Source organism: Sediminibacterium sp. FW305-C-269, assembly GCF_058231045.1.
This window is the reverse complement of sequence record NZ_JBIQXQ010000002.1, coordinates 556,005-568,439: the sequence shown is the minus strand read 5'-3', so window position 1 is coordinate 568,439 and position 12,435 is coordinate 556,005. Positions and strand designations below refer to the sequence as shown.

At 49.2% G+C, this 12,435-nt stretch carries 10 protein-coding genes; 7 read left to right on the top strand and 3 right to left on the bottom strand.

What is annotated here, in order from left to right; all coding sequences use genetic code 11:
• Window positions 1–2: 2 nt before the first annotated feature.
• On the top strand, window positions 3–1,169 hold the full coding sequence (gene lpxB, locus ACH3Y6_RS07820; RefSeq protein ID WP_490835038.1) for a lipid-A-disaccharide synthase: 1,167 nt from the start codon (window positions 3–5) through the stop codon (window positions 1,167–1,169).
• A gap of 3 nt (window positions 1,170–1,172) precedes the next feature.
• On the opposite strand, the gene ACH3Y6_RS07815 is transcribed toward lpxB, so the two are convergent.
• Window positions 1,173–1,349, bottom strand: coding sequence for a DUF6728 family protein (locus ACH3Y6_RS07815; RefSeq protein WP_490835037.1), 177 nt, complete (start codon window positions 1,347–1,349; stop codon window positions 1,173–1,175).
• Window positions 1,350–1,670: 321 nt separating this feature from the next.
• On the opposite strand from ACH3Y6_RS07815, the gene ACH3Y6_RS07810 reads away from it, so the two are divergent.
• Window positions 1,671–3,719: an acylase gene (locus ACH3Y6_RS07810; protein WP_490835036.1), complete on the top strand. Its 2,049-nt coding sequence runs from the start codon at window positions 1,671–1,673 to the stop codon at window positions 3,717–3,719.
• A gap of 5 nt (window positions 3,720–3,724) precedes the next feature.
• Here ACH3Y6_RS07810 and metX read toward each other — a convergent pair whose 3' ends face one another.
• Entirely contained in the window at window positions 3,725–4,750 is a 1,026-nt protein-coding gene (metX, locus tag ACH3Y6_RS07805; RefSeq protein WP_490835035.1) for a homoserine O-acetyltransferase MetX, read from the bottom strand.
• A 444-nt stretch (window positions 4,751–5,194) separates the two neighbouring features.
• Between metX and ACH3Y6_RS07800 the strand changes: the two genes are divergently transcribed.
• The 4 genes from ACH3Y6_RS07800 (at window position 5,195) to ACH3Y6_RS07785 (ending at window position 9,670) form a co-directional block, all read left to right on the top strand.
• Window positions 5,195–6,373 (top strand): trans-sulfuration enzyme family protein, encoded by a 1,179-nt coding sequence (locus ACH3Y6_RS07800; protein WP_490835034.1) that lies wholly within the window; start codon window positions 5,195–5,197, stop codon window positions 6,371–6,373.
• Between the two features lie 51 nt (window positions 6,374–6,424).
• Complete coding sequence (mgtE, locus tag ACH3Y6_RS07795) at window positions 6,425–7,816, top strand: magnesium transporter (protein WP_490835033.1); 1,392 nt, start codon at window positions 6,425–6,427, stop codon at window positions 7,814–7,816.
• A gap of 425 nt (window positions 7,817–8,241) precedes the next feature.
• A complete protein-coding gene (locus tag ACH3Y6_RS07790) occupies window positions 8,242–8,850 on the top strand; it encodes a hypothetical protein (protein ID WP_490835032.1) in 609 nt (202 codons plus the stop codon).
• A gap of 22 nt (window positions 8,851–8,872) precedes the next feature.
• Complete coding sequence (locus ACH3Y6_RS07785; protein WP_490835031.1) at window positions 8,873–9,670, top strand: hypothetical protein; 798 nt, start codon at window positions 8,873–8,875, stop codon at window positions 9,668–9,670.
• Window positions 9,671–10,655: 985 nt separating this feature from the next.
• Here ACH3Y6_RS07785 and ACH3Y6_RS07780 read toward each other — a convergent pair.
• The gene (locus ACH3Y6_RS07780; RefSeq protein WP_490835030.1) at window positions 10,656–11,240 is read right to left on the bottom strand and encodes a transposase; all 585 of its coding nucleotides are present in this window, start codon (window positions 11,238–11,240) and stop codon (window positions 10,656–10,658) included.
• 374 nt (window positions 11,241–11,614) lie between these two features.
• On the opposite strand from ACH3Y6_RS07780, the gene map reads away from it, so the two are divergent.
• A complete protein-coding gene (gene map / locus ACH3Y6_RS07775) occupies window positions 11,615–12,379 on the top strand; it encodes a type I methionyl aminopeptidase (RefSeq protein WP_490835029.1) in 765 nt (254 codons plus the stop codon).
• The last annotated feature ends 56 nt before the right edge of the window (window positions 12,380–12,435 follow it).

Here is a 12,435-nt window from a genome sequence, read left to right as displayed (position 1 = left end):
GCATGAAGTATTACATCATTTCCGGCGAAGCCAGCGGCGACCTGCACGGCAGCAACCTGGTAAAACAGCTGTACCAGCTGGATGCCGGGGCAACTATCCGTTGCTGGGGCGGCGACCTGATGCAGGCCGCCGGGGCCACACTGGTGAAACATTACCGCGACCTGGCATTCATGGGTTTTGCCGAAGTGGTGAAGAACCTGCCCACCATCCTGCAGAATATCCGTTTCTGCAAACAGGATATCCTGTCCTTCCAGCCCGACACGCTGGTACTGATCGATTATCCCGGTTTCAACCTCCGCATAGCCGAATGGGCCAAACAGCAGGGGTTCAAAGTGATCTATTATATCTCCCCCCAGGTATGGGCCTGGAAGGCCAACCGCGTGAAGAAGATGAAACAGTGCATCGACAAAATGCTCTGCATCCTCCCCTTCGAAAAGAACTATTACCACGACACCTGGAACTGGAACGTGGACTATGTAGGACACCCCCTCGTAGAAGTCATCGAAGCCAAACGCGCAGAACCCACCCCCGCACCTCTGAACCTAAACAACACCCAAAACTCCCCACTCACCACTGACGACTCACGTCTGCCGACTCACAACTCAGGTCTCATCGCCCTCCTCCCCGGCAGCCGCAAACAGGAGATCCATAAAAAGCTGCCCATCATGCTGCAGGTGGCCAGGTCCTTTCCGCAATACCGTTTTGTGGTGGCCCAGGCACCCGGACTGGACGATGCTTTCTATGCCCCCTTCCTGGCAGCATACCAGAACGTGTCGGCCGTGCGCAACCAGACCTACGACCTGCTGCTGCAGTCCAGGGCCGCACTGGTGACCAGTGGTACCGCCACCCTGGAGACCGCCTTGTTCGGCGTACCCGAAGTGGTGTGTTACAAAGGAAGTAATATCAGTTACCAGATCGCCAAAAGACTGATCAAGATCAAATACATCTCGCTGGTGAACCTGATCATGGACAAACCGGTGGTCACAGAACTGATACAGAACGAACTGACCCCGGAAAACCTGGTACAAGAACTGGACAGCCTGTTGCATGATGCAAAAAGGCAAACACAGTTACAGCAAGACTACCACGCCCTCAAGGAATTGTTATCCGCCGGCGGACACGCTTCCGCCCAGGCAGCCCGCATCATCGTGGACTTTATCCGTAAATAGAACTTATTTCAGCAACGGCAGGATCACCAGCTTGAACAGGATGACCAGCACCGCGATCAGGAACATGATCAGCGAGATGCGGTTCATGCCATGCATGTATTTCATCCACTGCGTGCGGGGTTCATTGGGATCCCTTTTTTTGATGTAGAGGTATTCAGCGATTTGTTTCCAGATGCCCATGAGATGAGAGTTTATGGATTGATGCGTTCCTGGGTGCTTCACAGCTTCCCGGCACTAAAGATAACAACAGTCTACCTAATACTAAGGTATTGTGCTATTAAAACCTCTGCGAAAACTCTGCCTCTCCTGTTCTCTGCGGTGAAAAAAAACCTTACAAAAAGGCCGGTCGCTATTGTTCGGGATGTTATTCACCGCAGAGAACGTGAGAACGGGGAGTTTGCGCAGAGGGTCTCCGATCATCGTAAAGGGTCAACAGAAGCAGGCCTTACTGACGGATCAAACTTATTGTAGTTACATTTGTTTCACTCCAAAACCACTGACATGCTCATTCGTTTGCTGTTATCTCTTTGCTGTTCCTTTACCCTGCTCGGCTCCTATGCGCAGTTCGAACCTGCCAGGATCGATATCGTTCGCGACAACTGGGGCGTTCCGCATATCTTCGGAAAAACGGACCCTGATGTGGCCTATGGACTGGCCTGGGCACAGGCAGAGGATGATTTTGCCACCATCCAGCAATCACTGATGGCCGGTAAAGGAATGCTGGCCCGTTACCAGGGAAAAAAAGGAGCACAGATCGATTATATCATTCACCTGTTGCGCATACCGGAACTGGTGGAGGAAAGATATGAGTCGGACCTGAGTCCCGATTTCAAGAAATTGCTCGAGGGCTATTGTGCAGGTCTGAATGCCTTCGCAGCATCACACCCGAAAGAGATCCTGCTGAAGCACCTGTTCCCGGTCACCCCCAAGGACATGATCCGGTACTCTGTACTGCAGCTATGTGTGCTCTCAGGCGCCGATAAGGCACTAGCCTCCATCTTTAACGGCAAAGTACCCTTACTGGAGAATTTTAAAACAGCCGGCAGCAATGCCTTCGCATTCAACAGTCGCAAAACCACCGACGGACAGGTATACCTCGACATCAACGCACACCAGCCTTTGGAAGGGCCTGTGGCATTTTATGAGGCCCACCTGAACAGTGAAGAGGGATGGAATATCCTTGGCGCCAATTTTCCGGGAGCGCCCTGCATCCTGCATGGGGTAAATGAATACCTTGGATGGGCGCATACGGTGAACGACCCGGACAAACTGGACATCTACCAACTGGAGATCAATCCCGCCAATAAACTCGAATACAGGCTGGATGGCAAATGGGAACAACTGGAAGAGAAAAAAGTGCCCCTGAAAGTAAAACTCGGTGGCATCACGGTAAAGGTCAACAGGAAAGCCTACTGGAGCAAATACGGCCCCACCCTGATCACCGATCGCGGAACCTTCTCCATACGCATGCCGGCACAGATGGATATCCGTGGACTGGAACAATGGTACCGTTTCAACAAGGCCAGAAATTTCACAGAATTCAAAACTGCCCTGAACATGCTGGCCATACCGGGTTATAACATCGTGTATGCCGACAGATACGATACCATCTATTACCTGAGCAATGGCCGTATCCCCGTTCGCGATCCCAGGTACAACTGGAAGGGCACGCTGCCGGGTAATACCAGCAGCACTTTGTGGACCAGCCTGCATCCGCTGAAGGACCTGCCGCAGGTACTGCAACCCGGCAGCGGTTTCGTGTTCAACACCAACCATTCCCCCTTTCACTCCACCGAAGGTGCCGACAACCCGGTGATCAAAGACATCACCATGGGATATGAGACACTGGAGAACAACCGCAGCAAACGTTTTTCTGAGATGTTGGCCCGGTATGATAAAATATCCTATGAGCAATTCAGGAACATCAAATTTGACCGGCACTATCCCGCGCAATTCGCTTTCCCGACCGGTATCGATTCTTTGTTCCTGTTACAGGCAAGTGCCTACCCAGACATTGCAGAACTCATTGTTCAGCTGCAGCAATGGGATAAGAATGCCAATGCAGAAAGTGTGGGTGCCGGAACCTTCTTCCTGGTATACCATACCATCGTTGGATCACCCAAACTCTATAACAGGAACAGTATACTTACTTCTCAACAATGTGTTGCGGTCCTGCGCAGCGTGAAAGCGGAGATGCTGAAGAATTTTGGCCGCACCGATCTGCAGTTGGGCGATATACAGAAACTGGTACGGGGCGATCAGGAACTGCCACTGCCCGGCCTGCCCGATGTGCTGGCCCCCATGTATTCTGTACCCTACAAGAACGGGTTGTGGAAAGGCACACAGGGCGATGCCTACATAGAACTGGTACGTTTTACCAGCAATGGCCCTGTGATCGAATCGCTCAATACCTATGGGGCATCCAGCCGGAAAGAGTCACCCCATTATACGGACCAGATGGAGATGTATGTGAAACAGCAGACCAAGACCATGACCCTGAACAAGCAGGAGGTCTACCGGACGGCCAAAAGGATCTACCATCCCATGTGATGCATTCATTCGCCGGCAACATCCACCAGCCAGTCCTTCAGGAACCGGCTGATCTGTGCGGTCTCGATGATGAAACCATCATGCCCATAGGCTGAATCGATCTCAAAGAAATGTGTGTTGGGAATATGATCGGCCATGAACTGTTGTTCATCCAGCGGACAAAGGATATCGCTCCGGATACCAATGATCAATGTGGGCTGGGTGATCGATCGCAGTACCTTGATCAGGTCGCCGCCCCTGCCCCTGCCCAGGTGGTGACTGTCCATGGCTTTGGTGAGCAGCCAGTAGCTGTAGGCATTGAAACGTTTCACCAGTTTATCGCCCTGGTAATTGATATAGGAAGAGGCTTTGAAATCGTCGATCTTCTCCGGGTCGGGATCGGTCTGTTTGTCCTGGAAGGTCCCATAGTTGCGGTAAGTGAGCATCCCAATGGCCCGTGCTGCTTTCAGACCTTTGGCGCCCGCATCGGGCGACCGGTGTTGCCAGGTATGATCGGCCTCAATGGCCAACCGCTGCGCCGTATGCACCGCCACGCCCCAGGCACTCTCCGATGGCGATGTGGCGATCAGGAACAATCTCCCGATCACTTCTTTTTCCATCACGGCCCATTCCAGCGCCTGGTAACCGCCCATGCTGCCACCCATCAACAAGTGGATCTGATCGATGCCCAGGTGTTGGCGCAACAGGATGAAGGATTGCACCATATCGCGGATGGTGACCTGCGGAAAAGAGGAATAATACGGTTTGCCCGTACGCGGATCATCGCTCAAAGGCCCCGTGCTGCCATAACAGGAGCCAAGAATATTGGCGCAGACAATGAAATATTTGTCGGGATTGATGAGGCAATGCTCTCCTACCAATCCCTTCCACCAATCGGCCACATCTGAACTGGCGGTCAATGCATGACAGACCCAGATCACATTGCTCTTATCCGCATTCATCTGCCCATAGGTATGATAGGCCACACGCAGCGAAGGCAGCACCGTTCCGTTCTCTAATCTAAATTCAGCCTGTGACTCAAAAATTTTCATAAGTATTAATTCCGCATTTCAGAAGCAAAATAAGGCTAAGCTTAAATTACATTTGCATAAATCTTTGCAAAAGCCGGAACAGACAGGGAAATACTAACGTTCATTCGTATCGGAAGGTTCAATGAGTGGATGAGTGAGTGAGTGAATGAGTGGATGGTAGGGAGAAATTGTCAATGGGCAATTGTCAATTGGGGGGGACGCTTATAACAAGAGCCGGATCCGCTAATTTCTAATTGCTAACTATTTGTACTATTGAGCTCTTACTATGATCGGAGACCCTCTGCGAAAACTCCCTGTTCTCATGTTCTCTGCGGTGAATAACATTCCGAACAATAGCAAGCGGCCTTTATCGTAAGGGTTTTTTCACCGCAGAGAACATGAGGAGCAGAGTTTTCGCAGAGGTTTTAATAGACAATAGGTTAATTTCTAATTCTAATTTACAATATGATGTTCAAGCATAACCAAACCAACGCCATCCGCATCCAGACAGAACGCACGAACGAGATGGAACATTCCACGCCGATGTTTCTGACCAGCAGTTTCTGTTTCGACAATGCCGAAGAGATGCGGGCCGCTTTTGCGGATGAGTCGGATGATAATATCTACAGCCGCTTCAGCAATCCGGGGGTACAGGAGTTCGTTGACAAAATGTGCGCACTGGAAGGCGCCGAAGCAGGTTATGCCACCGCATCGGGCATGAGTGCCGTGTTCGGTTCGTTCATGGCCCTGTTGAAACAGGGGGATCACCTGCTCTCCTGCAACGCCATCTTCGGAAGCACCCATACTGTCATCGCCAAATACCTGCCCAAATACGGCATCGAATCCTCCTATGTGGGCGCCAATGCCACGGAAGCGGAATGGGAAGCTGCCATCCGTCCGAATACCAAAATGATCTACCTGGAAACACCCACCAATCCCGGACTGGATGTGCTGGACCTGGCCATGATCGGCCGCATCGCTAAAAAACACAAGATCATCCTGAACGTTGATAACTGTTTTGCCACACCCGTTAACCAGCAACCCATCGAATTCGGTGCCGACCTGGTGGTGCATTCCGCCACCAAATGGCTGGATGGACAGGGCCGCGTGCTGGGAGGTGTGGTCGTGGGCCGCAAGGACCTGATCAAAGAGATCTACCTGTTCTGCAGAAGTACCGGCCCAGCCCTGTCGCCCTTCAATGCCTGGGTACTGAGCAAGAGCCTCGAGACCCTGGACGTGCGCATGGAACGCCATGCATCCAATGCCCTGTACATTGCACAGGCGCTGGAGAAACATGCCCAGATCGCTTCGCTGCGTTATCCCTTTCTGCCCAGCCATCCGCACCATGCCATTGCCACCCAACAGATGCAGAATGGCGGCGGTATCGTATGTTTTGAACTGAAGGGCGGACTGGAAGCCGGACGAACTTTCCTGAACAGCCTGCAGATGTTGTCGCTCACGGCCAACCTCGGCGATACCCGCAGCATTGCTTCGCACCCGGCCAGTACCACCCACGCAAAACTGTCCGAAGCCGAACGCCAATCCGTCAACATCACCCCCGGCCTCATCCGCATCAGCGTAGGACTGGAACATAAGGATGATATCCTCTCAGATATCCTCCAGGCCCTGGACAAGATCAGTTAGCAATTACTAATTACTAACTATTAATTACTAACTACTAATTATCTTGTGCTCATGTCGCTCGAGCTTGAACATCCTGATATCTTTGAGCAGTTTGAACAACTGGTAGCCAAAGAGGATAAACTGGAGATCCGGGAGTTCCTGGATGACCAGAACATCAGTGATGTGGCCGAACTCATCAGCGAATACCCGGAATACGAGGCACAGATCATAGCCAATATGGCCATACACCGGGCGGCCAGCGTATTCAAGATCCTCGACATCTCGCAGCAGAAGGATATTGTGAAGGAACTGCCCTCGGCCAAGACCGCTGAACTGCTCAACGAACTGCCCGCGGATGACCGTACCGACTTTTTAGAAGAACTGCCCAAAGCCGCCATTCGCGACCTGATCAAATTACTCGACCCCGAAGAAAGAAAGATCACCCTCTCACTGCTGGGCTACCCGGAGGACAGCGTGGGCCGTTTGATGACACCCGACTACGTGTACATCTACCGCCACAATACGGTGAACGAAGTGTTCGATACCCTCCGCAAACACGCCAAGAACAGCGAGACCATCGATGTGGTCTACGTGATCAACAGCCTGGGCGAACTGATCGACGATATCCGGATCCGCGACATCATCCTGGCCTCTCCCGAAAAACGCGTGGACGAGATCATTGATGGCCGTTATGTTTCGCTCAACGTGAACGACGACCAGGAACATGCCAGCCAGGTGTTCAAGATGAACAACCGTGTGGCCCTGCCCGTGGTGGACGATAACAATATCCTGCTTGGCATCGTTACCATCGACGATATGTTATGGGTGGCCAACGAAGAGTTCAGCGAGGACATGCAGAAAATGGGTGGTACCGAAGCGCTGAACGAACCCTATCTCGATATTCCTTTACTCAAACTCTTCCGCAAACGCATTGGCTGGCTGGTGGTGCTCTTTCTCGGCGAAATGCTCACCGCCACTGCCATGGGTTATTTTGAGGATGAGATCGCCAAAGCCGTGGTGCTGGCCCTGTTCGTACCGCTCATTATTTCCAGTGGGGGTAACAGCGGCTCGCAGGCATCCACCCTCATCATTCAGGCCATGGCCGTGGGCGAGATCACCATTGCCGACTGGTGGCGCGTATTACGCCGCGAGCTGTTAAGCGGTCTGTTGCTCGGCAGCGTACTCGGCATCATCGGTTTTATCCGCGTAGGCGTATGGCACTCCATTGCACCAGGCATTTACGGTCCCAACTGGATGATGATCGGATCTACCGTTGGTTTCTCCCTCGTAGGTGTGGTACTCTGGGGCACCCTCTCCGGATCCATGTTGCCCATCTTCCTCAAAAAACTCGGCGCCGACCCGGCAGTATCTTCTGCGCCTTTTGTGGCCACGCTGGTGGATGTGACGGGGCTGATCATCTACTTCAGTTTTGCCTACCTGTTTTTGCAGGGAATTTTATTGTAAAATATTGGTTAGTTGCCAGCAATAGGTTTTCATGGCATCGGCGCTTGTGTCACTCACTGGTGCGTTCGGGCTATATGGTTTCTGAGTGTCAGGGAGTTAAAAAAGAATGAGGAAGCAAATAACATCGTTAGTTCCTGATCAAACAGTTTCAAAGTGCATACTCTTCGTCTAGTTTCACAAATCTCCTGTGCATATATTCTGCATAATTTACATTGTATTGATTAAGATAGGGTTATGAAATTATTCGTTGGAAGATGTAAGTTATCATAACAGCTTTTTAAAAGTTATAAAACTTTTCTCATATATTCAAGAGGTGGTATTGTGTTGCGTAAAGCCACGGTATTGGGCTGTATTTAATTACTAGGCTTGCGTATATTAACAAGTTGGTGGCAATTACATAAATACCTAACTGCTAAATTTTAAATATGAGCCAAAAACCAGACGACCTTTCCGCAGTCAAAGCTATCTGTGATGCTTTGGAACCGTTCGATGAAATAAATCGAGAAAGAATAATTCGTTGGGCTAGTGAAAGACTAGGGTTGAAAAATCCTATTCAAAATGCCCTACCCAGTTCTTCGGGATCCATACCACCAGCAGCATCGCAACAACCAATACATGAGCATATCACTCATACCAGAGCTAAGGATATAAAAACATTTCTGGAAGAGAAAAATCCGACCTCAGCAAATCAACTCGTCGCTGCTGTTGCATATTATCACAAATTTGAAGCACCGCCTACCGAAAGGAAAGACTCAATCACAACTGATGACCTAATGGAAGCATGTAGAAAAGCTAACCGAGAACGTCCAAAGTTTGCTGCTCAAATATTGATTAATGCGAGTTCGTTCGGTCTTGTCGACAAAGTTAGCACAGGAACTTACGAGATAAATGCCGTAGGTGAAAATTTGGTTGCTGTGTCAATGCCTACTGTGGGTCATGGCAACTCTAGTTCAAGAAAAAATAGTTCCTCTGGTAAAAAAGCTGTTTCTAAAAAAGCTGCTAAACCCAAGAAAGCTGCGGCTAAGAAAAAATAGTGTCTAATCAAAAAGCTAACCTATGAACGCTTTTATAGACACAATCGACAAAGCAACGGCTGAACTTGACCGACTAGGCAAGCTTGTGAAGAAGTCATCCACAAACCAAATACGTAGTCAGGACGAGAAAGAATACTTAAAAGCAGTTTCGCTTACATGGTTCCATACTCACCGAACTATCATTGTTACTTCATTATCCGATAGTGCCATCGCCGATATTGATACTGGCTATAGGCAAATCTTAGAAGCTTCGGATATTTCTCCTTTACGAGTTCGTTGTGTCAACCTAATAAAACAAATTAAATACAGCCTACAAAAGCTTCGAAATGAAAACATCACATTTGTAACGAAACCTGTACAAAAAAGTGTCGATACAGTCCCAAATTTATCAACATTGATAACCGACCCAGAAATGCAGCGAATTATTGCATCTAGGTGGGACGAATGTATTAAATGCATTGAAGGTAATGCTCCTTTAGCTGCAATTGTGATGATGGGAGGATTGCTTGAGACCTTGCTTTTATCGAAAGTCAACCATATGCCAAATCAGGCCCCTATTTTTATTGCTACAGCTGCCCCGAAGAATCCGAAAACAGGTCAAACATTATCACTTAACGAATGGACGCTACGGCACTATATAGATGTAGGACATGAACTGAAATGGATAACCCAGACAGGTAAAGACCTGGGTGTTGTACTAAGAGACTATCGGAACTTTATTCACCCGCATAAACAAAAGACATATAGTGTAGTTTTACAACAAAGTGATGCTAGAATTTTATGGGAGATATGTAAAAACATTGCAGGACAACTTCTATAAACTGCCACCAACATGTTGCTTGGCAAAAGTTAGCTGTTGTACTTGGCCCATCGGCTGTTTGATTTATTCTCCATAGGGTCTACTTACAAAACTATCACCAACGCAAAGTCCCCGCATGGGTCTCTCGAAGAGGACCCTGCGGCTTAGTAGCATTAAACACGCACGAAAATGACAATCACCATCAGCGCTCTAATATAATTACATAAATATCCTGCATTTCCAACTAACTGTCCGGATCGCAAACGCTGGGTCCTCTATGAGAGACCCTGCTGAGACGGCAAACACAAAGTCCCCGCATGGGTCTCTCGGAGAGGCCCCTGCGGCTTAGTAGCACTATACACGCACGAAAATGATAATCACCATCAGCGCTCTAATATCATTACGTAAATATCCTGCATTTCCAACTAACTGTCCGGATCGCAAACGCTGGGTCCTCTCCGAGAGACCCTGCTAAGACGACAAACGCAGGGTCCTCTTCATTCTTCGCATGGTCTACTTTATTCTCCGCAAGGCCTCCCTACAAAACTATCATCAACACAAAGTCCCCGCATGGGTCTCTCGCAGAGGACCCTGCGGCTTAGTAGCACCACACACTCACGAGAATGATAATCACCATCAGCGCTCTAATATCGTACATAAGTATCCTGTATTTCAACTAACTGTCCGGATCGCAAACGCAGGGTCCTCTCCGAGAGATCCTGCTAAGACGGCAAATGCAGGGTCCTCGCTGAGAGACCCTGCTAAGACGGCAAACGCAAAGTCACCGCATGGGTCTCTCGCAGAGGACCCTGCGGCTTAGTAGCACTACACATTCACGAAAAAGAAAATCACCATCAGCGCTCTAATATCATTACATAAATATCCTGCATTTCCAACTAACTGTCCGGATCGCTAACGCAGGGTCCTCTCCGAGAGACCCTGCTAAGACGGCAAACGCAGGGTCCTCTCTGAGAGACCCTGCTGAGACAGCTGGTGAAAAATACTATCACTTCCCAGCAGTAGTAAGATCAATATCCTGTAACTCCATATAGGTAATAACGGGGTATACTCCCTGCATACCCGTATAATAATATTTGGCAGAACTGTGCAAATAGTCTTCCGGCAAACGCACCAGCCCTGCTTTACATGGATTTTGGTGTATATACCCCGTTTTCTGTTTCAGAAAACGAAGACTATAGCATTCTTTCCTGTCGAACGAAGGTTCGAACACGGCATGCCTTTGTTTTTTTAACTGGTCGGTCCTGCTTACCCATCCTGCTAACGTTTCCAGAATGTCACTTCTACCCTGCTGCCCCAATTTCTTCACCAATTCATATGCCATGAATCTTTTCCCATTTGCCACCAGGGTATTGATAGGAATGCGTGTTTCACAAAAAGCTATCAATACATGCAGATGGTTAGGCATAATTACATAACCGGCAATATAATGGCCTTGTTGTTTAAGATAATCGAACCATTTGTATACTGCGTCATACCCATTTGTCATCTCAAATAAAGGCAACCAGTGCGCACAGGTAAACGTGATAAAATATACGCCATTGGTTTCCTGTATTTGTTGTCGTATGCTCATTATGTAATGCAGGGGGACTGGGATGTTAGTGCTGAGACGGAAATTATGAAGAACCGCCTTATATAGTTTTGCGGTTTATACCTGATTTTTTTGATAATTAAACTGTGCGGATGGTTAACGCAGGGTCCTCTGCGAGAGACCCTGCTAAGACCGAACGCAGGGTCCTCTGCGAGAGACCCTGCTGAGACTGGACAGCCGGCCATTTACCATGGAGGAACTGCCCTCCCTGCTCGATCAGGCCTGTCATATCGATCTGAGTACCATCTATCAAAAATGGCAGGGGCCGATCGAGTAATTCTTTTACCTTCCTTCGTCGAAGCGTCACCCAGCAGGGTCTCTTCGGAGAAAAAGACAACCACAGAAAATATCCTAGTATGTCCATCACAAAAGAAACAGAGCTGACCGGAATGAAAAAAGTAAGTGAAGCGGTCGCTCACACTTTGCGGGAAATGAAGAACCATGCCAGGCCCGGCATGACCACCAAAGAGCTTGATGAATTCGGTGCCGGTATCTTACAGGGGTTCGGCGCCAACTCAGCACCCTTTATGACCTACCGGTTTCCGGGCTGTACCTGTATCGGTGTGAACCATGAGTTCTGTCACGGCATCCCATCCGATAAAAGGGTCCTGAGAGAAGGTGACCTGATCAATATAGATGTCTCTGCGGAACTGGATGGTTTTTGGTCAGACAATGGCAACTCATTCGTATTGGGAGAAGACATCCATCAACACCAACAATTAGTGGATGCCTCAAAGGAAATATTACAAAAGGCAATAGACAATATCAAAGGTGGCGTAAAGATCGCCGACATAGGTCACCTGATGGAAACAGAGGCCAGGAAGAGAGGCTACAGGGTCATTAAGAATCTAGGCGGACACGGTATCGGCAGGGGCCTGCACGAAGAACCCGGCGAACTACTGAATTATAAGAACCGCTTTGACCAACGACGGTTCAAAAAGAATTCCGTTGTGGCCATCGAAACCTTTATTTCTACCAGTTCCTCCTACACAGTGGAACTGAATGATGGCTGGACAATGGTTGGCAACAAAGGCGGATTCATGGCACAGCACGAGCATACCATTGTGATAACTGACGGGAAACCCATGATACTGACCGCCATGAATGGGATCTGGAACTAACCAGGATCCGAACCGCTGAAAGATATCACTGTAGAATTCCGGTCTCCGCAGAGTCT